22 protein-coding genes and 4 pseudogenes are annotated in these 21,846 nt (G+C 59.5%); 16 read left to right on the top strand and 10 right to left on the bottom strand.

Translation table 11 applies throughout. The features are described 5' to 3' along the window. The first annotated feature begins 20 nt into the window (after positions 1 to 20). Both HPTL_RS11035 and HPTL_RS11315 read left to right on the top strand, forming a co-directional pair. Positions 21 to 602 carry a HupE/UreJ family protein gene (locus HPTL_RS11035; RefSeq protein ID WP_119336227.1) on the top strand — a complete coding sequence of 194 codons (582 nt, stop codon included), beginning with the start codon at positions 21 to 23 and terminating at the stop codon, positions 600 to 602. Positions 603 to 623: 21 nt separating this feature from the next. Then, the gene (locus HPTL_RS11315) at positions 624 to 776 is read left to right on the top strand and encodes a hypothetical protein (protein ID WP_170141368.1); all 153 of its coding nucleotides are present in this window, start codon (positions 624 to 626) and stop codon (positions 774 to 776) included. 398 nt (positions 777 to 1,174) lie between these two features. Here the strand turns inward: HPTL_RS11315 and HPTL_RS11025 are convergent. After that, positions 1,175 to 1,588, bottom strand: a pseudogene (locus tag HPTL_RS11025) (transposase); the annotation flags it as partial. Between the two features lie 268 nt (positions 1,589 to 1,856). Here HPTL_RS11025 and HPTL_RS11015 point away from each other — a divergent pair. After that, positions 1,857 to 2,036, top strand: a pseudogene (locus tag HPTL_RS11015) (ATP-binding protein); the annotation flags it as partial. Positions 2,037 to 2,131: 95 nt separating this feature from the next. Beyond that, positions 2,132 to 3,114, top strand: a pseudogene (locus HPTL_RS11010) (IS256 family transposase); the annotation flags it as partial. Between the two features lie 187 nt (positions 3,115 to 3,301). On the opposite strand, the gene HPTL_RS11005 reads toward HPTL_RS11010, so the two are convergent. After that, positions 3,302 to 5,977 carry a restriction endonuclease gene (locus HPTL_RS11005; protein WP_119336224.1) on the bottom strand — a complete coding sequence of 892 codons (2,676 nt, stop codon included), beginning with the start codon at positions 5,975 to 5,977 and terminating at the stop codon, positions 3,302 to 3,304. 2 nt (positions 5,978 to 5,979) lie between these two features. Next, entirely contained in the window at positions 5,980 to 7,869 is a 1,890-nt protein-coding gene (locus HPTL_RS11000; protein ID WP_119336223.1) for a site-specific DNA-methyltransferase, read from the bottom strand. A gap of 64 nt (positions 7,870 to 7,933) precedes the next feature. Between HPTL_RS11000 and HPTL_RS10995 the strand changes: the two are divergent. Beyond that, positions 7,934 to 8,446 (top strand): annotated as a pseudogene (locus tag HPTL_RS10995) (IS982 family transposase); the annotation flags it as partial. A 287-nt stretch (positions 8,447 to 8,733) separates the two neighbouring features. Here the strand turns inward: HPTL_RS10995 and HPTL_RS10990 are convergent. Then, positions 8,734 to 9,717 (bottom strand): IS5 family transposase, encoded by a 984-nt coding sequence (locus HPTL_RS10990; protein ID WP_119336222.1) that lies wholly within the window; start codon positions 9,715 to 9,717, stop codon positions 8,734 to 8,736. Between the two features lie 157 nt (positions 9,718 to 9,874). On the opposite strand from HPTL_RS10990, the gene HPTL_RS10985 reads away from it, so the two are divergent. From HPTL_RS10985 to HPTL_RS10955, 7 genes are all read left to right on the top strand, one after another. Then, positions 9,875 to 11,248 (top strand): IS701 family transposase, encoded by a 1,374-nt coding sequence (locus HPTL_RS10985; RefSeq protein WP_232000044.1) that lies wholly within the window; start codon positions 9,875 to 9,877, stop codon positions 11,246 to 11,248. A gap of 73 nt (positions 11,249 to 11,321) precedes the next feature. Then, positions 11,322 to 11,405, top strand: coding sequence for a helix-turn-helix domain-containing protein (locus HPTL_RS11685; protein WP_119336221.1), 84 nt, complete (start codon positions 11,322 to 11,324; stop codon positions 11,403 to 11,405). A gap of 230 nt (positions 11,406 to 11,635) precedes the next feature. Continuing rightward, entirely contained in the window at positions 11,636 to 11,893 is a 258-nt protein-coding gene (locus HPTL_RS10975) for a cryptic plasmid protein A (RefSeq protein WP_145981823.1), read from the top strand. Between the two features lie 143 nt (positions 11,894 to 12,036). After that, on the top strand, positions 12,037 to 12,489 hold the full coding sequence (gene parS / locus HPTL_RS10970) for a type II RES/Xre toxin-antitoxin system antitoxin (RefSeq protein WP_119336219.1): 453 nt from the start codon (positions 12,037 to 12,039) through the stop codon (positions 12,487 to 12,489). Beyond that, complete coding sequence (locus tag HPTL_RS10965) at positions 12,489 to 12,983, top strand: RES family NAD+ phosphorylase (RefSeq protein ID WP_119336218.1); 495 nt, start codon at positions 12,489 to 12,491, stop codon at positions 12,981 to 12,983. The genes parS and HPTL_RS10965 overlap by 1 nt, the downstream gene beginning before the upstream one ends. A 65-nt stretch (positions 12,984 to 13,048) precedes the next feature. Then, entirely contained in the window at positions 13,049 to 13,705 is a 657-nt protein-coding gene (locus HPTL_RS10960; RefSeq protein ID WP_119336217.1) for an AAA family ATPase, read from the top strand. A gap of 17 nt (positions 13,706 to 13,722) precedes the next feature. Next, complete coding sequence (locus HPTL_RS10955) at positions 13,723 to 13,983, top strand: ribbon-helix-helix protein, CopG family (protein ID WP_119336216.1); 261 nt, start codon at positions 13,723 to 13,725, stop codon at positions 13,981 to 13,983. Positions 13,984 to 14,091: 108 nt separating this feature from the next. Here HPTL_RS10955 and HPTL_RS10950 read toward each other — a convergent pair whose 3' ends face one another. After that, positions 14,092 to 14,544, bottom strand: coding sequence for a PIN domain-containing protein (locus HPTL_RS10950; protein ID WP_119336215.1), 453 nt, complete (start codon positions 14,542 to 14,544; stop codon positions 14,092 to 14,094). Between the two features lie 3 nt (positions 14,545 to 14,547). After that, entirely contained in the window at positions 14,548 to 14,784 is a 237-nt protein-coding gene (locus tag HPTL_RS10945; RefSeq protein ID WP_119336214.1) for a type II toxin-antitoxin system Phd/YefM family antitoxin, read from the bottom strand. A 247-nt stretch (positions 14,785 to 15,031) separates the two neighbouring features. Between HPTL_RS10945 and HPTL_RS10940 the strand changes: the two genes are divergently transcribed. Both HPTL_RS10940 and HPTL_RS10930 read left to right on the top strand, forming a co-directional pair. Next, on the top strand, positions 15,032 to 17,323 hold the full coding sequence (locus tag HPTL_RS10940; protein ID WP_119336213.1) for a Piwi domain-containing protein: 2,292 nt from the start codon (positions 15,032 to 15,034) through the stop codon (positions 17,321 to 17,323). 364 nt (positions 17,324 to 17,687) lie between these two features. Continuing rightward, a complete protein-coding gene (locus HPTL_RS10930) occupies positions 17,688 to 18,815 on the top strand; it encodes an ISAs1 family transposase (RefSeq protein ID WP_119334443.1) in 1,128 nt (375 codons plus the stop codon). Between the two features lie 5 nt (positions 18,816 to 18,820). Here HPTL_RS10930 and HPTL_RS10925 read toward each other — a convergent pair whose 3' ends face one another. After that, positions 18,821 to 19,027, bottom strand: a complete 207-nt coding sequence (locus tag HPTL_RS10925; protein ID WP_119336211.1) for an RpnC/YadD family protein — start codon at positions 19,025 to 19,027, stop codon at positions 18,821 to 18,823. A 154-nt stretch (positions 19,028 to 19,181) separates the two neighbouring features. On the opposite strand from HPTL_RS10925, the gene HPTL_RS10920 reads away from it, so the two are divergent. Both HPTL_RS10920 and HPTL_RS10915 read left to right on the top strand, forming a co-directional pair. Continuing rightward, the gene (locus HPTL_RS10920; protein WP_119336210.1) at positions 19,182 to 19,631 is read left to right on the top strand and encodes a hypothetical protein; all 450 of its coding nucleotides are present in this window, start codon (positions 19,182 to 19,184) and stop codon (positions 19,629 to 19,631) included. Positions 19,632 to 19,789: 158 nt separating this feature from the next. Then, complete coding sequence (locus tag HPTL_RS10915) at positions 19,790 to 20,482, top strand: septum formation initiator family protein (RefSeq protein ID WP_119336209.1); 693 nt, start codon at positions 19,790 to 19,792, stop codon at positions 20,480 to 20,482. 46 nt (positions 20,483 to 20,528) lie between these two features. On the opposite strand, the gene HPTL_RS10910 is transcribed toward HPTL_RS10915, so the two are convergent. The 3 genes from HPTL_RS10910 to HPTL_RS10900 are packed head-to-tail and all read right to left on the bottom strand — an operon-like array spanning position 20,529 to position 21,824. Continuing rightward, positions 20,529 to 21,128: a tyrosine-type recombinase/integrase gene (locus HPTL_RS10910; protein WP_119336208.1), complete on the bottom strand. Its 600-nt coding sequence runs from the start codon at positions 21,126 to 21,128 to the stop codon at positions 20,529 to 20,531. A gap of 9 nt (positions 21,129 to 21,137) precedes the next feature. After that, positions 21,138 to 21,389, bottom strand: a complete 252-nt coding sequence (locus HPTL_RS10905) for a hypothetical protein (RefSeq protein WP_119336207.1) — start codon at positions 21,387 to 21,389, stop codon at positions 21,138 to 21,140. A 9-nt stretch (positions 21,390 to 21,398) separates the two neighbouring features. Then, on the bottom strand, positions 21,399 to 21,824 hold the full coding sequence (locus HPTL_RS10900; RefSeq protein ID WP_119336206.1) for a PIN domain-containing protein: 426 nt from the start codon (positions 21,822 to 21,824) through the stop codon (positions 21,399 to 21,401). Between the last annotated feature and the right edge of the window lie 22 nt (positions 21,825 to 21,846).

The raw sequence follows: 21,846 nt of genomic DNA, 5'->3' as shown, positions 1-21,846 counted from the left end.
CTGATACAGGAGACTTCATCATGAACGCACGCCATTTCATATTTTCTTCCCTCGTTGCCTTCTTGTCTCTGCCGGGCGTGGCGCTCGCTCACCCTGGCCATATTGAGGCGCCGGCTTTGCTGGCGGGGCTGCTGCACCCTTTCAGCGGTGCCGATCACCTACTGTTGATGATCGGTGTCGGCATTTGGGCCTCTATGCTGTCGCGGCGTTGGATCGGGTCCGTGGCGGCTCTGACTGCTATGGTGTTGGGCGTGTTGTGGGCTGCTACAGGAGGCGCTTTGCCCGGTCTGGAACTGCTGCTAGCGGGGTCGCTGTTGGTGATGGGCGGGGTACTTGTGGGTGTCCTGCGCGCGGTGCCGGGATTGACCGGGATGCTGGTCATGGTGCTGGCGGGCCTGCATGGCTACGCCCACGGTGTTGAGATGCCGCCGGGCACGCCGCTGTCGAACTATGTACTCGGGTTGGTGCTAGCGAGCCTCGTGCTGCAGCTTTCCGGGATGACGCTTGGTTGTGTCGCGAAAAAGCGTCTGGGCGAACGGCGCGGCCTACTCGGCCTGCCGCTGCTGGCGACGGGTGTATGGTTGTTGCTGGGTAGCGCCTGAGGCGCACGGTGTAGCGACTGTATGCTGAAACCGGTGGCCCAGGTACGCATGGATCAGTTCGCCCACCATGAGTCCATGCCGGAACGCGATCAGGATCAATGCTGTGTCGCGCTCCTTGTGACGACCAAACCTGCGTGCCGCCGTGCCAGCCACCATGGCATGGCTGCGGCCTAAGAAGCGGGGAGTCTCGTCCGATAGGGCGGTGAGAGGTCACTTTGTGATGCGCAACAATCGGCTGAGTAGCGGCGAACGCGACGCGACGAACGGGTTGACCACGGTGACGCCGCGCCAGGTAAAGCCATCGTGAAAATCTTCCGAGAACAGCAATCGGCAGCGGTTCTCTGCAGCGACGGCCAGGATCAGGGCATCCCATATTGGCAGCTGATGGTCGACGATCAGATCTAGGGAATCCCTGAACAAATCGATTTTTGTTGTTCCACTACCGCATCGCGAGTTGATTGTGCGATGCTGACCTTCGTAACCCCAAAAGCGGGCCCAAAAGCGGGCGTTTTTTCTCCGATTCGCGCCGTTTTTCCCGCAGTGGCGCCCCTCATCCCGGCTTTTTCCGGGAATCAGGACGCAATTTGGCCGTGTTGTGCCAAAAGTCGCCGCTTGACGAGAAAAAGGTTCGCCAGCGCAAAGAGGGTAAAAAGTTGCGCCGTGTTCTTCGCAAGCCCCTTGTAACGCACCTTGCGATGGCCAAAGCGGTTCTTGACGATGTGAAACGCGTGCTCGACTTTCGCGCGAATGCTCGCTTTGCGCCGCTCGGCAAGTCGTGCGGTTTCGTCGCAGAGCGCGCTTCGTTTTCCCGCGCGCAGTGCAACGTGCCAACATATCTTCAACCCTTGGGTCTCAGCACGCCTGTCAACGCCTCGATAGCCCGCATCGGCATATACGTCGCTCTCTTCGCCATGCACCAGGGCGTGTGCCTGGGTCACGTCATGGACGTTGGCAGGAGTGGTCACCAGGTGATGTGTCAGCACCGATGGTAAATGTCCGCAAAACACCGGTTTGAGATGTCCTCCCGACAAAGCTGGTGCATCCTTGTGTTGTGTCAAGAAGCAAGGAAAGCGCCATGCTCAACCGAGAGGACTGGCTCATGATACGCGAAATGCGAGAAAAGGGGTGTTATCTCCGTGAGATTGCCGAAGAAGTGGGATGCTCGGAGCGAACCGTGCGTCGTGCGCTGTGGCGCGGTGGGCCACCTCCGCGACGGTGAAGCGGGATTCGGTCCAGCAAACTCGACCCTAATGGTTTGCCGACTGGGGCGAGATCTTTGCCGACCAAGTGGTGGCCACGGCCATTCTCGACCGGCTGCTGCATCATGCCACCACCCTCAACATCAAGGGCGAGAGCTTCCGGCTCAAGGAAAAGCGCAAAGCCGGGCTCCTGACCAAAGCGGCCAACCTACCCCAACCAGAAGGAGACAGGTAGCCCACCACCTACGGCCTGGGCAGCCAAGCAGCATTCCGTTGAAAACCGGACATCTCGAATCGGTGAAAAGCGGTCAATTGTGGTCGGTGTTGACACAACCCTATGCCCGCCGTCAGGTGGACGTGGGGGAGGTGGCCATTGCCCTTTACGCCGCTGGGGTGAGTCAACGCAAAGCGGCGGAGGTGATGAGCCTCTTGCTGGGCCACCGGTACACCCACGAAACCATCAGCGCCATCACCGACCAGGTGCTGGAAGCGGCCGAGGCTTTCCAGAAGCGGCCTTTGCCGGAGGAGATGGCCTTTGTTTACCTGGATGGCTTTTTCTTGAAGGTGCTCAGGGAGGGACTTGGGGTGGAGAGGGCGGCCGTATACGTGGCCCTGGGGGTGACCCCCAAAGGGGAGAGGCAGGTTCTGGGCTTCTGGCTCCTTCCCACGGAGAACGCCCATGCCTGGGGGGAGGTGCTGAAGGAGCTTTGGGAAAGGGGGCTAAGGCGGGTGTTGCTGTTGGTCACCGATGGTCTACCTGGGATAGAGGAGGCCATCAGGAGGGTTTATCCCATGGCGGGGTGGCAGCGGTGCGTGGTGCACATGGTGCGCTCTAGCCTGGGGCAGGTGCGTTCCCGGGACAGGGCTCTTTTGGCCCAAGACCTGAAGGGGGTGTACATGGCGGGGAGCCGACAGGAAGCCCTGGGTGCTTTGGAGAGGCTGAGGGAGGCCTGGGGTGCCAGGTACCCTTCCCTGGTGGCCTCCTGGTGGGAGAACTCGGGGGCTCTGCTCCGTTTCCACGATTACCCCCAGGTGCTCTGGCCCTATCTGCGGAGCACCAACCTGATGGAGAGGTTCATCCGGGCTCAGCCCGCAGGGCTAGCGTTCTGGTGAGGCGTGGGACGAAGGTGCGGGATCATAAGTTCCCCCGACCCGAGTCTGTGTTTAAGCTCCTTTACTTGGAGGCGGAGCGTCAGGAGGGGAGGTGGTCTGAGCGGCGATTGAAGGGCTTTGCTGAGGTGCGGGAAGTGCTGGAGAAGATGCTTCTGGAGAGGTATGCCCCCCGTACACAGACGCTTACACATAAATCTTGACACGACCCCAACTCCCGGCCGTGGAGCATACCTTTTGGGTTAAGGGGGCTAAGGCCATGGCCGAGGGCAAGCCCCTGCCCGAGGTCATCCGGCTCACTGCGGAGGGGGAGAATGCGCGGAAAGGCTAAGGGCCCACTGCCCCGGCCTGTTTTCCGTGCCAAACACGGTCAGCCGGGACGGGCAGGTGTCATTCGCTACCTTGGCAGCTCGATCGGACGCGCTCGGGGCTCAGCTCGGCCGCGGAGGTCTCCACGACGTAAGGGACCTCGAGCTCCCGGAAATGGGCCCTGCCGCTCTCGATCTTGAGGCGCTCGCTGACGCGCAGCTTGGTCACGTCCTTGCTGCCCTTGGTCTCGCAGATGAAGTAGAGCTTCTCCTGCTCACCGTCCACCATGACCACGGCCCAGTCGGGGCGGTACTTGCCCAGCGGGGTGTCCACCTCGAACCAGTCGGGCAGCTTGACGAAGAGCTTCACGTCCTCGCGCCTGTCCAGGGCTTCGGCGAAGCCCCGCTCGACCTCCGACTGGAAGATCACCCCGTCGTAGATGGAATTGCTCACCTCGACGATTTTGTCCAGATAGCCGATGAGTTCCTTGCTCTCGAAGAGCATCATGTCGTAGGCCTGTCCCTCGAGCCGTTCGTACTTGATGCCCTCCACCATCAGCTCCTCGAGGGTGTTCCTGACGGCAGACAGGGCCAAGTCGATGAACTGCTGGGGGTTCACCTTGGCATCCGCCAGCCGCCCCGACTCCTTGAGGATGCGGGCCAGGGTGCCGCGGGTCAGCTCGGTCTCGCGCTGGAGGTAGGCCAGCAGGTCGGGGACGGCGGGGCGGAAGTCCGGGTCTTCGGTGTTGACCCTGGCGAGTTCGGTCTCGAGGTCTTTGCCAAGCCGGACGATGCGCCCCTTCTCGATGCGGTAACGCGGGCGCTCGACCTTCGGCATCTCCCGGATGGCCTTGGCGGCCCGCCGCACCAGGTCCTCGGTGTCGAACTCCACCCGGTAGCGGGTGTGGTGCTTGATCCGTTCCCAGAGCGCGCGGAAGTCCTCGTTGAGCTCCCAGCCCTTCTTGAGCTTGAGGGTGCGCCGCTCGCGGCTGTTTTTGATGCGCTCCTGCCCGAAGGCGATGCCGGTCTCTTCCTCGATCTCGGTCTGCAGGGCCTTGGCGAAGTCCCTGTAGCTCTCGTTGGCGATGACGGTCAGCCGGTTGACCCGGGCGTCGAACGAGCGTTCCCCGTTCTCGCGCACCGGCAGGCGCAGACCCCGCCCGATCTCCTGGCGTTTCTTGATCTCGGAGCGGGTCTCGTTGAGCGTGCAGATCTGGAACACGTTGGGGTTGTCCCAGCCCTCGCGCAAGGCCGAGTGGCTGAAGATGAAGCGCAAGGGCTCCTCCAGCGACAAGAGCCGCTCCTTATCGCGCATGATCTTCTCGTAGGCCTCCTCGTCGGCCTGGGTGTTGCCCGAGGTGTCCTTCCACCCCGTCCTGTCCTCGGCGAAGTAGCCCCCGTGCACCTGCTCCACCGGGGGAAGGTTCAAGGAGGCGTAGGCCGGGAGCGCGGAAAGCTCGAGGTAGGCCTCCTCGAACCAGCGCCGGAACTTGGCGTCTTCGCCCCGGTAGTTGGCCACCCGGTCGATGAAGAACAGGGACAGCACCTTGAGGCGCTGTCCCTCCGGCAACCGCGCGACGGCGAGTTCCTTGTTCAGGTGTTCCCGCACGGTTTCGCGGATCTGTGCCCGCATGAGCGCGTCGGCGCCCACCCCCTGCTCCTGCCCCTCCTCCAAACGCACCCCATTGGCGAAACTCACGTACTTGAAGCCCGCGTCGATCTCGTCCACCACGTAGCCCCGGTACAGCTCCCGCCCCCCCGACAGCTCGTAAAGGTCGGAGCCCTGCTTGAGGGTCACGGATTTGCGCTTGGTGGCGCTCCCGTCCCAAACGTCGAGCTCTGCTTTCGCGCTGATGCTGCTTTTGGTGGCCTTGACCTCCTTCAGCTTCAGGTAGGGAACGTTGAAGTTCTCCTCCTCGAGCACCGACGTCACCTCGATCTGCTTGACCAGCCCGAGGTCGTAGGCCCGTACCGGGTCGAGCCGGTAGAGCAGGTTGTAGGGGTTGCGGTGGGTGGCCGAGTAACGCAGCGTGCAGAGGGGGTTCAGGCTTGCCAAGGCCCGTTTCGCCAGGTCGCTCTCGAAGTTCTGCGGCTCGTCCACGATGACGATCGGGTGCGCCGCCCGGATGAACTCGATGGGGCGGAAGCCCGAGAGCCGGTCGTTGGGGAGAAAAATAACGTTGTTGCCCGGCTTGTTGAAGGCGTCGATGTTGATGATGAGGATTTGCAGGGTGCTCTCGGTGGCGAAGGAGCGCAGCCGCGAGACCTGCTTGGAGTCGTAGACCCAATAATCCACCGGCACGTTGCCGTAGAGGGCGCCGAAGTGCTCCTTGGTGAGGCGCAGGTTCGAGAGCACCCCCTCCCGGATGGCGACGTTGGGCACGGCGACGATGAACTTCTTGAAGCCGTAGAGGTGGTGCAGCTCGTAGATAGTGCGGAGGTAGACGTAGGTTTTGCCGGTCCCGGTCTCCATCTCCACCGAGAAGTTGAGCGCGATGCCGCCATCGGGGATCTCGATGGCCTCGAGCCGCTCGCTCAGGGGCAGCCCGTTTGCTTCTTGCACCCGGCGGACGTTCTCCAGCACAGCCTCCGGGCTGAGCAGCAGTTGGTTAGCGTAGGCGGCGATGCCGTAGAGTTCGTCGGACTCCATGCTCAGGGTGTAGAGCCCCTCGCCCAAGGGCTGCCCTTCGAATACCCCCGTCACCGCCCGGATGGCCTCGAGCTGGTACTCCTGGTCGCTCTCGAACTTGATCTTCATGTTTACACCGTGCGGAAGCGGATGCCCCGGTCCCGCATCTCCAGGGCGATGTTGGTCTTGAGCGCGTCGTCGCCCGAGAAGGCCACGTCCAGGCACACCACCTGAAGGGGCTTAGGCTCCAGGGCCATCATCGCCCGCAGGGTCTCGGCCCGGATGGGCCGCTCGAGGCAGACCAGCAACTGCCCCTCCGCCACCGAGTACACCTTTTGTCCCTGGATCTCCTGTTCCTGAATCTTCGAGGATAGAGGCAGACCGGCCTTGAGCAACAGCTCGAAGAGCACGTCCTCCTGGCTGCGCCCCTCGACGAGGTTATCCACGAGCGCCTCGAGCTGGCCCTGAATGTCCTCGGCCTCGCCGTCCCAGAGCTTGAAGTTGCTGGTATCCAGGCTGAAGACCCTGAAGCCCAAGTCCTGGCCGTCCGGCTCCAAGAGCCGGACTGCTGATTTTTCCTCCCCCGACCTGATGCGCTCCGCCGCTTTTTGCACCCGGCCTCGAGTCACGCTGCTGATGGTCGGATAGTTGGGGTTGCGGGTGGGTTCGGGTAGCTGGACGAGGACGAACCTCCGGTTGCCCCCATCCTCCTGGTTCATCTCCAGCACGGCCTGACCCAGCGTGCCTGACCCCGCGAAGAAATCAAGGACGATATCCCCGGCATCGGGCTCGGTAGCGAGCTGAAGCAGCCGCTTGAGCAACCTCACCGGCTTGGGCGTATCGAAGGCGTCGGCGTCCTCCCCGAACAACGCCTTGAATTCTTTCTTCGCTTCGTCGGTGTGCCCGACGTCGGTATGCTCCCACCAAGTATCGGCCACTACCCCTGCAACCTCACTCAAGTAGCGCTTATAGCGGGGTGTTTCATTTTCTTGGTTCAGCCCCCACCAGACACGGCCTTCTCTAACATTTTGTTCGTGCCTTTCTCTGCTGTAGCGCCAAACGGCAGTTCGGCTCGGCCATATCTCCTTGCCGGTCTTGGGATGAATGATCGGATAGTAAAGGTTGGGCCGCTGTTCCGCTGTCTTGTTGCACGTATAGTCCCCAGACATCCACGGCCCTCTGGGGTCATTGTCAGGGTTTTTATAAAGCCGGTTCTGCTCTTCCGTGCGCTCCATTCGTTTGAGCGTCGCCACGGCTTTCCCTTGCTCGTTGAACCGGCGAGACTTCACGTAGGAGAGCAGATAGTCATGGGTGTAGGAAAAATCGGTGGTGTCATTCGAGGGGGCATACTTTTTCTGCCAAAGAACGGTGGCGAGGAAGTTCTCCTCCCCGAAAATCTCGTCCATGATCGCCCGGAGGTTGTGCAGCTCATGGTCGTCAATGCTGACGAAAATCACCCCGTCGTCCCGCAGGAGGCTTCGGGCGAGTTGCAGCCGGGGGTACATCATGGACAGCCACCTGCTGTGGATTCGTCCTCCTTCTTCGGGTGCGGTGGTCAGCCTGACCCCATCCTCGGAGAGTTGCCCGGTGAAGCGAAGGTACTGCCGGACGCCCTCCCGGAAGTCGTCGGGGTATACGAAGTCGTTGCCGGTGTTGTACGGGGGGTCAATGTAGATCAGCTTGACCTTGCCGTGGTAGGCCTGCTGCAGCAGCTTGAGCACCTCGAGGTTATCCCCCTCGATGATCACGTTCTCGGTGGTGTCGAAGCCTACGGACTGATCCCGCCTGGGCCGCAGGGTCCCGCTGCTGGGGATTTGCACCGCGCGGATGGCCTCGGACTTCCCGGCCCATGACAGCCCGTAGCGCTCCCGCCCCGTTTCCACCCTCTCGCCGAGCAGCAGCTTGAAGGTCTCCAGGTCGAGCCTCCCCTCCTTGAAGGCCTCAGGGAAGAGTTCGCGGAGGGCCTCGATGCGCTCCTCGATCGGGTTCGGCGTGGTGAGGAGAAGCTTGTCGGGTACCATGATGTAGAGTCTATCATAACCCAAGTTGCTACCTATCCCGAGGCCTGAAAAAATAGTGGCCGCTATGCTGTCGCGCATCATAGCGGCCTTTTGCATTATAGACGATGCCCTCCAGGCCCTGGGCTACAAAGACGACCCCCAAGCCAAGACCCCAGCCTCCGCCATCCTGACCCTCGCCATCCTGGCCGCCATGGAACTGGGCGGCAAGCACAACAAGGCCCTGGCCCTCGCCAAAGACCTGCGCCTCTTTACCTACGTCCCCTCCCCAAGTCGCTTCAACCGCAGACTCCACGCCCTATACCCCTTCTTCCTCCCCCTTCGCAAGATAGCCCCTTCGGGGCTGACCCACCTCCTAGCCCAGGCCTGGAAAAACCTCCACCAGGCCCAGGCCTACGCCTTGGACACCTTCCCCCTCCCCGCCTGCGAGAATATCCGCGCCCCCCGCTCCCGCCTTTGCAAGATAGCCCCTGCAGGGCTGACCCCAGACAAGGCCTACCGCGGCTTCATCCCCAGCAAACGGGTCTACTTCCACGGCCCCAAGCTCCACCTCCTGGTGGACGACGGGAAGTTTATCCATGGTCAGCCCGAAGGGCTACCTTGTAGGGTCGTGTAAGGAATTATGTGTAGGGGTTTGTGTATAAAAGGGGGGGGTACCAGGATTAGGAAGGAGGTACCCCGTGGACCAGGATACCTTGCAGGTGATGCTAAGGACACGCTGAACAAATCAGCATTTGACTGGAAATGAGCGAGAGTGACCGTATCCCTTCGACAATCACACTTTGGTGGGCAAGAAATGTCTTTTTTGCCGCCATTTTCGGCTGGCTTTCGCCCCGTTTCTCGGCGAATTTCCTCATTTCGCCCCTCTCAGGACGCACCTTGGGCGTTGAGCGCAAACAATTGCCGCTTGGCGATCAGCAGATTCGCCAACCCAAAGAGCGTGTAGAGCTGCGCAGTGTTCTTCGCCAATCCCTTGTAGCGTACCTTCTTCATGCCGAAGAGGTTCTTGACGATGTGAAACGGGTGCTCGACCTTGGCACGCACGCTTGCCTTGAGTTGCTCGATCTTGTCGATCAATCTGCCCATCGCCGTCTTCGGCAGCGCCTTGCGTTTGCCCGGACGCATCGCGACTTCCCATCGAACCTTGCCGTTGCGGTTCTCTTGCCGCTTCTCGACGCCCTGGTAGCCCGCATCGCCAAAGGCCACTTTCTCTTCTCCATGCAGCAGGGCATGGGCTTGGGTGACATCATTGGTGTTGGCCGGGGTGGTCACCAGCGTGTGGGTGATGCCGGTTTCGGCATCGACGCCAATGTGGGCTTTCATGCCAAAGTACCACTGATTGCCCTTCTTGGTTTGATGCATTTCCGGATCGCGCTTGCCGCTTCGGTTCTTGGTCGAGGACGGTGCGGCGATGATCGTGGCATCAACGACCGTGCCTTCCTTGAGGATCAAACCCTTCTGCGCCAGCACGGTATTGATGGCGGCGAAGATGCGCTCGGTCAGATGGTGCGTTTCCAGCAGGCGGCGAAACTTGAGCAGGGTGGTGGCATCGGGCGCAGACTCCCGCGACAGGTCGATGCCAACGAAGCGCCGGATGGCCTGGCTGTCGTAGATGGCGTCTTCGATCCCTTCATCGGACAATCCGAAGCACTGCTGGGCAATATACATGCGCAGCATGCGTTCCACGCCAATCGGCGGCCGGCCTCGTCCGGTTCCCTTCGGGTAGAACGGTTCGATCTCAGCCACCAGCGCCGACCAAGGCGTTACCGCGTCGATTTGAGCAAGAAACCGGTCACGCCGCGTCACTTTCTTCTTGCTCGCATATTCAAGTTCGGAAAAGCTCGCTTGCATCGTCAAGTGCCTATCAAATGTCAGTACTTCAATTCTCGCATGTCAGGGATGAGTTCGGCCCATCGATCTGCGAATAAATCAGTGTGTCCCTAATTTGACTGTGTCAAAAAAGATGCTAGACTCTTCCTATCTTGACCCCTTCCGAAGGAGCCCCCCGATGACACCAATCGATGAACTGGAGTGCTACCTCACAGAGCTTACTGAGGTGCTGGGCCACGCCGATCGACATGCGGGGCTCAAGGACTACTGCCGGGGGCTTCTTTTGCCGATTGCGCGCAAAAGCATCGAACCGATTGCCGCGCACCTTGACCCTGAGCGGGTTCAGGCCAAGCATCAGGCGCTACACCACTTCGTGGCGAAATCTCCGTGGTCGGACGAAGCGGTATTGCGCAAAGTGCGCGAAATCGTCGCTCCGCACCTGGCACTCGATGAGGCGTGCTACTGGATCGTCGATGAGACCGGCATTCCCAAACAGGGTCGCCACTCGGTGGGCGTTGCCCGGCAATACTGCGGGCAGGTGGGTAAAAACGAAAACTGCCAGGTCGCTGTGTCGCTCTCTTTGGCAAGCGAGAAAGGAAGCCTACCGATTGCCTTTCGTCTCTACCTACCCGAAGCGTGGGCCAATGACCCCGAGCGGCGCAACAAAGCGGGGGTGCCGGAAACGGTGACGTTTGCGACGAAACCCGAAATCGCACTCAGTCAGATCTCGGAGGCGCTTGCCGCAGGCGTTCCCCCTGGGGTCGTACTTGCCGATGCGGTTTATGGCGACACCACCCATTTTCGCGATCAACTCACCGCGTGGGGTCTTCGCTACGCGGTAGCGGTACGGGAAGCGACCACCGTGTGGCCGCCTGGGGTCGAACCCTTACAACCGGAACCGTACACAGGACGGGGGCGACCGGCCAAAAACCTGCGTCGTAGCCCTGGGCACGAACCGGTATCGGTCAAGGCGCTGGCACTGAGCCTTCCGCAGAGCGCCTACCGGACGGTCACCTGGCGCGAAGGCAGCAATGGGGTGTTGCGCTCACGCTTTGCGGCGGTGCGGGTACGAGCCGCGCACCGTGACTATTGGCGATCCACCCTTCGCGAACCCGAGTGGCTGCTCATCGAATGGCCGGAAACGGAAAGCGAACCGAGCCACTACTTTCTCTGCACGCTTCCCGAGACCTACCCATTGACGCAGCTGGTTCATACCGTCAAGATGCGCTGGCGCATCGAGCGCGATTACCGCGAACTCAAACAGGAAGTGGGGCTTGGCCACTACGAAGGGCGCAACTGGCGCGGGTTTCACCACCATGCTACGCTCACGATTGCCGCCTACGGGTTTCTGCTCCTGCAACGACTCAAAGGCCGGGATAAAAAAAACGGTCTTTTCCCACAAGCGCCTGCCTTACCCCACTGGTACGTCCCCCGGGGAAGCCCCAAGGGCACAACGCCACGTACCCGACTCGATCGCAACGATTCGCTATTGGATTGCCCAACACATCGCCCGACAGCTCTTGAGGTGTCCCTGCTGCGGGAGAGCGCGTAGGTAGGGGGTGAAGAAAAATTTTGTGACACAGTCAAACTAGGGGAACGCAGAAAAAACCGCCAGAGCGCGGGGATTGAGGGCGCAGGGGATGAGTTATCGGAAGATCGCAGAAGCATTAGGGGTGGATTACAGAACAGCGTTGAGATGGTGCAAATGAGAAAAATTCTCGAATGATGCTTTTCCGCAACTTGTATACCCGCCCCGTGGGGGGCGTTCCCTAGAGGTGGGGTAAGGAGAGAAGAGATATCAAAAACTCATGGGGGCGCTCGCGAGCACGCGAGCGAGGCGCGGAGCACCGCGCCGTCCCCCCGCCCCCGGAGCCGAGCACGGCGAAGGGGGCGCATCTGGCGAAGCGCGAGCACGCGCGAAGCCACTACAGTGGAGGCGATGATGGAAGACTTGGGCGTGATCGTTGAGAACGAACGGGACCGGCGAACGCTGCGGTGGCTTATCGACACCGTTGGCCGGGACGCGATCCGAGAGGCGATCCAGCGTATACCTGGAAACCGTCGGCCGTATGTGTCCAATGTGGCCAAGGTTTTGGGGGTAACGCCTCCCAAAAGTCTCGAGATCGCCGATCGCGAAACCGCGTTACGTCACATCGATGCAATCCGACGGCAACTGGCGAATAAAAGTGTATTTTAATTGTATTTTCATATATTTTTGCATGTTTTTTTGATTTTTTATAATTTGCTTTTACTCTTTACTTTTTTGTGTTCATCACCTCCCCGATTTCTGCCGCTTTTGACTATACTTGAATGCCAATTGTCTTTTTATGGGGTGGTGCGATGACAACGGCACGATTGTCTTCTTCGGTTGTTTCGGCGGCAGACCTCCTCGGTGGTGAGGCTGTACTTCGTACTCGGCCTCGCTTGAGTCTGGATTGGATCCCTTTGGTCCGTCGGGGGCTTCCTTCGGCTTCGGTAGATGCGATCGTGCGACTGACGCGGATCACGCAAAGTGAGCTCGCCCGCGCACTGGGTATCCCCGAGCGCACGCTTGCCCGGCGCAAGCGCGAAGGCGTGCTCTCGCCTGATGAGTCAGCGAAGCTCGTACGTTTTGCCCGTGTGGTCGAGCGGGCAGAAGCTGTTTTCGAAGACAAAGAGGCAGCACTCGAGTGGTTGAGGAGCCCTAACGCAGCGCTTGGAGGCGAAGCACCTATTTCACTCTTGGATACCGATATAGGAGCCGACAGTGTGCTCGATGCCCTGGGTCGGATCGAGCACGGAGTATTTGCGTGATGCGCACGGTCTGGCGTATCACGACTGCGCGTTTCGTCAATTCTGCCTTCAGTGGCGAAGGCGCCAGGCGCTATGGTGGGCGTTGGAATCCGAAAGGCTGGCCAGTCGTCTATACCGCTGAATCCCAATCATTGGCTCTGCTCGAACTGATGGTCCAAGACGCCGCTTTGAGGGCGCATTACGTCTTCATTCCTGCGTACATCCCTGATGCGCTTGCGCAAACGGTCATCGAGGTTCAGGACCTCCCGAGCGACTGGCGAACTCTTGGCGCAAGAGATATGTTGCAAGCATTGGGTCTAGCCTGGCTCAAGGGTGGGCAGACGGCCATTCTGAACGTTCCTAGTGCCGTCGTCCCGGGAGAGCGGAACTTCCTACTCAATCCGAATCACCCAGATTTTGCGCAGATTGTGATCGGAGAGCCTCAAGATTTCCAAGTGGATATCCGTTTGCTGCGCAACCTGAATGCTCGTGACGCGGAACAGGGTGATTGGTGAATAGAGGTAAAATAATCCAATAGAAAGTTAATTCCTATTTCTTTTCACTCTAAAAGAATTGTAAAATGATCCTGACAGTCGGAAACACCAAAGGCGGGGTCGGCAAGACCACTCTTGCATTTCAGATCGCGATCGCCCGGGCACTTGCCGGTCGCGATGTCTGGCTGATCGATGCAGACCGTCAGGGAACCGCCGCCGCAGCGGTTTCGGCACGAGCCGAATCCGGGCGATCGCCTGGCATTTCCTGTGCACACTACCCCGATGGACCGACGTTGCGGGCGCAGGTACAACAACAACGCGGCAAATGGGAAGAGATCGTGATCGATGCTGGCGGGCGGGATTCAACCGCGTTGCGTGCCGCGCTCGTTCTCTCGGACGTTTTGTTGGTTCCCTTTGCGCCGCGTTCTTTTGATGTGTGGGCGCTCGAGGACATGGCCAAACTGATCGACGAAGCCAGAAGTATTCGAGACGGCCTTGTGGCGTACGCCGTGCTCAACCAGGCAGACCCTGGATCGCGTTCGGATGACAATGAGGAGGCTGCACAAGCGGTCGCAGCGTTTCCTCAATTCGTCTATCTGCCTACGCCCGTTCGGAGACGGAAAGCTTTTGCCAATGCGTGCGGAGCAGGGCTTTGCGTCAGCGAACTCACGCCGAAGGATTCGAAAGCCATTGCTGAGTTAGAAAGCGTCATTTCATCGCTATTTACTATCCAAAAGCAATGAAATTAGAGGTAAAAAACATGGCTATTCGTCAGAAACCACGTATCCAGAACGAAGCGGTCGATGCGTTCATCCAGGGAGCGCCCGATGCCAAGTCTTTGGCCGACGAGCCCTACGACAAAGGTGTGCCTAAAGGACGTAAGCGTCAGATCACCCTGACGATTGCGCCCGAGCTGCTACGCCGGGTCGATGAAACGGCGCAGCGTACTGGCCAGACCCGGGCGGCGATCATCAACATGGCGATCTTTCATGCCCTCGAGCAGGGTCTGTTTGGTAAATGAACGCGGGACTACCTACAAACGTCCGTTGCTGATGGGTGACGTCCCTGCCGCCTTGGAATGGCTGCGGCCTAAGAAGCGGGGAGTCTCGTCCGATAGGGCGGTGAGAGGTCACTTTGTGATGCGCAACAACCGGATGAGCAGCGGCGAACACGACGCGACGAACGGGTTGGCCACGGTGACGCCGCGCCAGGTAAAGCCATCGTGAAAATCTTCCGAGAGCAGCAATCGGCAGCGGTTCTCTGCAGCGACGGCTAGGATCAGGGCGTCCCATATGGGCAGCTGATGGTCGACGATCAGATCCAGCGCCGACTGGAAAGCACCCCAGGTGGAGTCGACCACTGCAAAGCTGTCTGCCCAACTCAACACGGCTTCGCGCGTCTGCTCGGCAGAGCGTTTGGCTTTGCTCGTCAGAACCCGAGAGAGTTCTCCCAACGTTTGAGCCGGCAGCACCACTTCATTGCTGGGCAGTTGCTCGACCAATTGGATGGCCATACGGCAACGTCGTTCATCGCCGATCCCTTCGGCATAGGCCAGGATGTTGGTGTCGAGGGCGACTCTCACCGATCAGCCCTCGTACAGTTCATCGCGCGTCCAATTGCGAGTACCGCTGGGTTTTTGTTGACGCAGCCGCTCGAGTAAAGCGCGCTTGGCCGATTCACGTTCGGGCTCGCCAGAATGGGCGGGGGAAATGGTGGCCACAGGCTTACCGCGCGACAGCACGGTCACGACCTCGCCGGTTGCAACATCGCGTAGCACGCTGGAAAAGTGGCGATTGGCGTCGCCGGCAGAAATCGTTTTCATCGGGTTTCCCACAAGTAGTGCGTAGCACTACATTACTTTAGTGTCGAACGTGTCGTCAAGGAGAGTGCCACCCTCTCCGTCGGCAACTCGGACGGTGTGTATCGTGTGATAGGTGGCACACCTCGGTCGAAGTGAGACTGCGGCAGTACCGGTCAAAGCGCACGTTCAAAAAAACATGAATTTCATGCAAAATAATCTCTGGGAATTCATGGTTTTTTTTGGATACACGAACAGTAGGAACGCGTCGATGACAGAGAGGGAAGGAAGCGCCGACCTTGGTCAGATCGGTATCGCTGCCTTGGCGCTAGACCGCAAACTGGACGCGGTCAAAGCTTACGCATACCGCGTGATCTTCGACCAGCAACCTGACGGACCGAGCTTTGCCAACCCAACCGAAGAAGACCCATTCAGAAGGATTCGACGTGCGGCGAATCAGCTCCGCTATGCCAACGGCCGTGTCCCCATCACCAACCTGGATGCCTGGAACGTGGTGTCGTTGGTTCCGCTGAACGTACGGTTTTCCGACTGGAAGGGCCTCAAGTGCCGAGTCATCGACGAGCGCGTCGTAGTGCTCAGAAGCGAGAACCCTTGCGAGCGCGAAGCCATCCAACGGCTGCTCAATCAGTCGCTGATGCAAGGTGCGATGGCTCTGGCCAAAAGCAAAGGAAACAGTATGGAGGCGGGCTATGGGACTGACGACCGCGTCGAACTGAGAGAATTGACCCCATCCGATCGCGTCCCGATTCGCGGTACCTATCTCGAAGCGTTCAAGACGGTCACCCTGATCCCCGAACTCCTTCCAGACGGCACGGCGCTCATTACCTTCAACGTACGCCATCGCCTCATTCCCACACCGAATATCACCATGGACTGGGTGATTCGCCGCAGGCCGCAGTGGCTGGAAATCAACGGCATTCGCCGGGTGAAGCACCGCTACGAGCTACCGGGAAAAGGATATTTGACTGCCGAATGGCTCGGGGTTGCCGAAGGGATGACCCCAATGAGCACGTTTCACACCGCAGAAGGGGAGACCACCTATTTCGATTACCACCGCAAGGCGGGGAACATCCCCAAAGATGAAGAGGAGCTCGCCAGAAAAACCTGGGTGGTGACGGTACGCTACGACACGAGGACACCGCCAAGGCATCATTTGGCCTCTCTCCTCCAGCCGATATTCGATTTCGAGACGCTGCAACAGATCGACAGCCCTTTGCTCAACCAAATCGCCAGTCGCCTCAAATGGTCGGTTCATGACCGTCTGCACGCTGCGACCAAAATGGCCCGCGGCATTGAGATCCCCCACTGGAACGCCGCCCTGCGCACCATCGAAGATCTGGAAAAACGAACCCGCTCCTTGAAGCCTACCGTGCGCCTCAAGTTCGCCCAAGGAAAATGCGCCGACAACGAGAAAGCGGTCCTGCTACTGGGGGCGTACCGAGGCATGAACCGCAAGTGCATCGTTCCTATGACCGTTGGCGCAGAGCCGGCCGAAATCGCAAGCGCACAGCGCCATTTCCGCAAAGTCAAAGAGATCTGCGACCGCTGGTCGGGCGGCACGAAACCTGCGTGGACAGAATCCATCCATTTCAAAGACGCCGAGGAACTGGAAGCGTATCTTGTCGGGGAGTCGTTATCCGACAAGATCCTTCTGATTGCACTCGGGAAACCGGCCGACAAGCGCCGCATACGGGATATCGCCTTTGGTTACGGCATGGCGACCCAGTTCATGCGCCTCGATCACCCTGCGAGGACCTATCAAGACCCTTACTACAACAACCTTGCCGCAGGCCTATTCAGCAAAGCGGGAGGCATGATCTGCGCCATCGACGAGATGCCCGGCGACACCGAATTGTTCATCGGGCTAGATCTGGGGGGTACGGGGCAACGACTGCCTGGAATCGCCTTCTTGTTTACCCGAGAAGGTGCGCAACTGGGCTGGCAGCTTGCCGAAGCGCAACGGGGCGAGCGTGTCAGCGACGAGGTGCTGAAAGAACTCCTCGAAAGAAGCCTGCAATCCTTCAAGAAAGCCCATCAAGGCAGAACACCGAAGCGGATCGCCCTGCATCGAGACGGTCGTTTCTTCGAATCGCTTTCGGTTATCAAGGAGTTCGAAAAAACGCATGATGTGGGCATAGATGTGCTCGAAGTCGTCAAAAGCGGCGCCCCGCCTCTCTATCGCCGAACGATCGGCCCCAACAAGGAAAAAAACTTCCGCAACCCAGAAGTGGGCGACGCTTTTGTACTGACGGGACTAGACGAACTGATCGTCTCTACCTATAGCGGCGACGAACTCGGGTCGAAGTGGGGCCAATCGGTCACCGTTCACCCCTTGCGCCTTCGCAAACGCTATGGCGAAACAGACCTGGAGACGCTTGCCCAACAGGTCATTCTCTTGAGCCGGATTCATGGCGCCTCCCTGTATCGCCACCCTCGCCTACCGGTCACGATCCATCATGCCGACCGCTTCGCCACCCTCAGACAAGAATGCAATCTCGACGACCTATCAAAGATGGACCGCTTGTGTCCCGTATATCTTTAATCAGCGCCGAATGCGCCGGACCTCCTCCGCAATCGATTCGCTGTGCTGGCGAGAAACGATGGCCACGATGCGGGAAATCCACAAAAACTGTGGATTGTGTTGTTGATTGTGACGTAACCAGGGTGTCGCGCTGGAGAATTTTCTGACGGTCACCGCGTGACCGTCCAAGCGGTCGCGTTACTCGGCAAAGACTTCGTCGAGCGTGTGCGCATCGAGCACCCGATCGAGCCAACGCTCGACAGGGCAATCGCATGAATGCCACTGTCGTGGACTGCTGAAATAGTCGTTCACAATCAATGGGTTGCCAAGGGGGCTATACACAGTGTCTTGATTTGTGTAGTTTTCTGTCTTTTTGGGGTGGCCCATGGAGACGGGGAACAGGCTGCGGTTGGCGGATGTATTCGTATCGATCCGTGATCCGAGGCAAGCGGGCAAGGTCAAACACGACCTGGTCGAACTGTTGGTAGTGGCGGTCAATGCGGTGCTGGTTGGCGCCGACACCTTCGTCGAGATCGAGCTGTGGGCAAAGGAGAAGCTGGAGTGGCTGCGCCGCTACCTCAGGCTGGAGGCCGGCATTCCCTCGCACGACACCTTCGGACGGCTGTTTGGTCTGATCGATCCGACGGAATTCGAAGCGGCGTTCCGGCGCTGGGTCGGTGCGATCCTGCCGGCTCTGGGCGCAGACACGGTGGTGGCAGTCGACGGCAAGACCAGCCGACGCACGGGCAAGGTGGATGCCACGCCACTGCACCTGGTCAGCGCGTTTGCCGCAGGTGCGGGCTTGGTGCTGGGGCAGCGGGCAACAGCGGCGAAATCGAACGAGAAGACGGCGATTCCCGAACTGCTGGCCACGCTGGCGCTGGAAGGCTGCATCGTCACCATCGATGCGATGGGCACCCAGGCCAACATTGCCCAAACCATCCGGGATCGTGGTGCAGACTATGTTCTGGCGGTAAAGGATAATCAGCCGACGTTGGTCGCTTCGATACGAGACTTCTTTGCCCAATTCCAGGCACACCCGACACTTACCCCGCACACGGCGGCCGAAACGGTCGAGAAGGATCATGGCCGCCTGGAAACGCGCCGTTGCTATGCCTTTGATCAACTGGACTGCCTGGCCAGACCCGAGCAATGGCCGGACCTGAAATCCTTCGCAGTGATCGAGACGGAACGCTGTATCAACGGCAAGACCTCGCTTGAACACCGCTTCTACATCAGCAGCCTGCCTGCCGATGCCCACCGCCTGGCTCGGGCGGTACGCGCACATTGGGCCGTGGAGAACCGCCTGCATTGGTGTATGGATGTTGCCTTTGCCGATGATCAGATGCGCGTTCGCACCGGCCATGCTGCTCACAATCTCGCCGTCTTGAAGCACATCACCCTGAATCTCATCCGCCTCGATCCCGTCAAACGCAAGGGCGGTATCAAGGCCAGACGCCTCATCGCCGCTACCTCCGACATCTACCGCGCTCAGCTCCTCGGCCTGCAGTGAGCCGTTCATGCGATTGCCCTGCAACGCTCGATCTCTTCCCGGCTCGCGGTGCTCAGGCGCACCTGCACCGCTTGCGGCAGCGGCCCGAAGCGTCTGGTGAGCTGCCGCTGCAAGGTTTGCAGCTCACCGAGGTAAAAACCCTTTTCCTCACCTTGCTGCAACCCCTGCTCCCACCACTCCTTGGTCCAACTCTCGATGCGTTCGGCCAACATCGTATCGACCTCCAATCAGTCCGAGACGTCAGGTACTTCGACCATGATTGTTTCATTCTATTTGGCTTTGCAGCGCAGTCTCATTGCAACTACCATATCGATAACCCACGACTTCAGCCGCTGGCGTCGAGGTCGATGAGGAGAGGAGACCATATTGCAAGCGATCATCAAAGTTCGCCCTTATACATTAGCGCTCGTTGCCGATTACGTACTCAACGACTCGATCGAATACTTTCCGCACTACATGAAAGAGTTCATCGACGCGCGCTCGCACCCACTCAATCGCCCTGTCGAGCGGCAACGGGCGATGGTCGAAGAAGAACCGGCGCTACTGCCGGAACCCGTCTACAACGTTTTCCTGGCGGGGATTGCCGAAGCGATCGCGCAAAGCGTCGGGTTCGAGCCACCTGCCTGGGTCGAAAAACCCGAGCGCTTTTTGCCACGTCCCGTGATCCTCGGCGGCTCCAAAGCCACGAAAGCCTACATGGTCGCGGAAACGCAAGGGCCGTTTCGTCGCCGCAACCTCTTTTGCGGGTTCGTGTTACTGAGAAACGAACGGTGGCGAGAAAAGAACTACCAAGATCAGACCGAAACGTCGCCATGAGGTTAGCGTCCCGATCTGATGGCTGATGTCACCATAGGGTCACGCCGCCAATAGCGAAAGCGTTGATCTGGTTGCCAAAAACGAGACAAAATTCCGAAGAATTGCTATAAATATCGGAAACTGCGGTGCGCAGCGAACGGGAGCGGAAGGAGTGAATCATGGTATTTCGCACGAAAGAAGAGCGTGAAGCGTTCGTAAACGATCTCATGGCAAGCGGCGGTTACGGCCAGGCGGCTGGACTGAACCTGATGGCGCTGGACGTTGCCGCGAATTTCGTCGGCGGCATTGCGCGCAGTTGGATTCAAAATTCGTACCTCAAGACGCTCAAGAAGCAGGAAGAATACTACGCGCAGAGCGCGGCACGGCGCGCCGAACGCATCAAGCAACTCGACAAGGAGATTACGCAACTCGACAAGGAGATTACGCAACTCGACAAGGAGATTGCGCAACTCGACAAGGAGATTGCGGAGCTCGACGAAATCTCGAAAAAAGCCAGGCAGGACCTTTACGAAACGCGTGTGAGAAATTACATCGAGCATTTTTACAAAGCGCGCGACAACATGGCCGAGATTCAGAAACTGCGTCCCGAAGCGTTGCGTCTTGGTCTGCACGAGGTCGTCGCCAAAGTCGACAAGTGGCTCAACCGAGTTTTCAGCAAGCGCTTTTACGCGCCCAAGGACATGAGTCCTGCGTCGATCGTGGCCTTTGCGCACGAATGCGCGCGCCGTAACAGCGACACCGAAAGTCTGGGGATGATCGCGGTCGCGTCGGTGACAAGGCAAAGCAAGGAAAACTTGGCCGAGGCAATCCGGGCGAAAAAACAGGAGCTGGGAACCATCGAACTGGGGTGAGCGGCGAAAGGAAGCGCACGACCCTGCGCACGGGGAGCTGCGCTTACTAATCCGACCAGAAGCGCTCGAACCGCCCGGGCGCCAGCGCCGTGTAGCGCACCGTGTGTTGAATCGACCGGTGCCCCAGGTACGCCTGGATCGCCCTTGTGTCCTCCCCTCTGGCGGCCAAGTAGAACCCCGTTGCGTGGCGCAGCATGTGCGGATGCACCGGAAAGTCTAGTCCAGCCGCACGCCCTGCCCGCTCGACGATCTTGCGCACCGCAGCTGCCGAAAGCGGACCGCCGCGCTCCGAGACGAACACATAGCCGCTGGCCAACGTCCCATAGCGCCGTTCGAGCGCGCGCAAGAGCCGCAATTCCGGCCCACGCAACGGCTGCACCGTATCGACCCCGTTCTTGACCCGGCGCACGTGCAGAAGACCTGCGCGCAGATCGACCTGTGCCCAACGAAGCGCCACCAGTTCGCTCACCCTGAGCCCATGGCGAAACGCGATCAGAATCAACGCCGCGTCGCGCTCCCCGTGGCGGCCGAGCTTGCGAGCCGCTGCGACCAGGCGGTCGACCTCCTCGGCGGTCAAGTACTCACGTGGGCGACGAGCGGCGTTCGGCACGCGACGCGGTGGAAACTGCTTTTCACCTGAAGCCATGGGCATCTATCATCGAACATCGGTTTCCATCGGTGGCGTGTCCGCTGCCTTGGCAAGAACTGCGAGCGCCTCATCCTTGCTGGTTCGTGCCGCGAGCGCGCGCAGCCGCGTCATGTAAAGCATCTGCTCGCGTATCAACAAGCCATCGTGGATGAGCTCGGCGTAGAGGCGGTTTTCCGAGACGCCCAGCTCCTTGGCCAGGCGCTTACCACGGGCCCGCTCCTCCTCAGGAATCCGCAACGGGAAAGAGAGTTTGCGCATGGTTACCTCCTAATGGGTCAAAGCGCGCAGCAACTGCCCTGGGGTACAGAGGGCGATATGCGGAAAGCGCAGTTCTGCCCGAACAAAATCCCTGACATTGTGGGTGACGATCGTGCAGGGCCAAGCTGCCACGGCGATCTCCATGATGAAATTATCGGCTTCATCCTCGAGGTTAGGGCGCCACAGGTAGCGCACCTCGACCTCATGAGCGCTGGCCACCAGGTGGGCAAGCACCAGTTCGACCTCGTCCCAAGAAAGCCCCGTCTGCGCCAAAATCTCCGGACGGCTGAGCACCGCACGGTACTCATAGACCAGCTTGTGATGAACGACCAACGCGAGATCGCCCGTCAAGGCGCGACGGACAATTGCGTTGCTCGCCCCGTTTCTCGACCGGAAAGCGGCGACCAAGACATTGGTATCGAGCAGATAGCGCATTGCTGAATGATATCAGTATTGA

The sequence above is a fragment of the Hydrogenophilus thermoluteolus genome, assembly GCF_003574215.1.
In the GTDB taxonomy this organism is placed as follows: Bacteria; Pseudomonadota; Gammaproteobacteria; order Burkholderiales; family Rhodocyclaceae; genus Hydrogenophilus; species Hydrogenophilus thermoluteolus.
This window is presented reverse-complemented; position numbering and strand designations above follow the sequence as displayed.

Bases quoted from the DNA above. Each gene is read 5' to 3' on its own strand.
- HPTL_RS11035 (WP_119336227.1), top strand. From the start codon at position 21: ATGAACGCACGCCATTTCATATTTTCTTCCCTCGTTGCCTTCTTGTCT.
- HPTL_RS11315 (WP_170141368.1), top strand. From the start codon at position 624: ATGCTGAAACCGGTGGCCCAGGTACGCATGGATCAGTTCGCCCACCAT.
- HPTL_RS11005 (WP_119336224.1), bottom strand. From the start codon at position 5,977: ATGAAGATCAAGTTCGAGAGCGACCAGGAGTACCAGCTCGAGGCCATC.
- HPTL_RS11000 (WP_119336223.1), bottom strand. From the start codon at position 7,869: ATGGTACCCGACAAGCTTCTCCTCACCACGCCGAACCCGATCGAGGAG.
- HPTL_RS10990 (WP_119336222.1), bottom strand. From the start codon at position 9,717: ATGCAAGCGAGCTTTTCCGAACTTGAATATGCGAGCAAGAAGAAAGTG.
- HPTL_RS10985 (WP_232000044.1), top strand. From the start codon at position 9,875: ATGACACCAATCGATGAACTGGAGTGCTACCTCACAGAGCTTACTGAG.
- HPTL_RS10975 (WP_145981823.1), top strand. From the start codon at position 11,636: ATGATGGAAGACTTGGGCGTGATCGTTGAGAACGAACGGGACCGGCGA.
- parS (WP_119336219.1), top strand. From the start codon at position 12,037: ATGACAACGGCACGATTGTCTTCTTCGGTTGTTTCGGCGGCAGACCTC.
- HPTL_RS10965 (WP_119336218.1), top strand. From the start codon at position 12,489: ATGCGCACGGTCTGGCGTATCACGACTGCGCGTTTCGTCAATTCTGCC.
- HPTL_RS10960 (WP_119336217.1), top strand. From the start codon at position 13,049: ATGATCCTGACAGTCGGAAACACCAAAGGCGGGGTCGGCAAGACCACT.
- HPTL_RS10955 (WP_119336216.1), top strand. From the start codon at position 13,723: ATGGCTATTCGTCAGAAACCACGTATCCAGAACGAAGCGGTCGATGCG.
- HPTL_RS10945 (WP_119336214.1), bottom strand. From the start codon at position 14,784: ATGAAAACGATTTCTGCCGGCGACGCCAATCGCCACTTTTCCAGCGTG.
- HPTL_RS10940 (WP_119336213.1), top strand. From the start codon at position 15,032: ATGACAGAGAGGGAAGGAAGCGCCGACCTTGGTCAGATCGGTATCGCT.
- HPTL_RS10930 (WP_119334443.1), top strand. From the start codon at position 17,688: ATGGAGACGGGGAACAGGCTGCGGTTGGCGGATGTATTCGTATCGATC.
- HPTL_RS10925 (WP_119336211.1), bottom strand. From the start codon at position 19,027: ATGTTGGCCGAACGCATCGAGAGTTGGACCAAGGAGTGGTGGGAGCAG.
- HPTL_RS10915 (WP_119336209.1), top strand. From the start codon at position 19,790: ATGGTATTTCGCACGAAAGAAGAGCGTGAAGCGTTCGTAAACGATCTC.
- HPTL_RS10910 (WP_119336208.1), bottom strand. From the start codon at position 21,128: ATGGCTTCAGGTGAAAAGCAGTTTCCACCGCGTCGCGTGCCGAACGCC.
- HPTL_RS10905 (WP_119336207.1), bottom strand. From the start codon at position 21,389: ATGCGCAAACTCTCTTTCCCGTTGCGGATTCCTGAGGAGGAGCGGGCC.
- HPTL_RS10900 (WP_119336206.1), bottom strand. From the start codon at position 21,824: ATGCGCTATCTGCTCGATACCAATGTCTTGGTCGCCGCTTTCCGGTCG.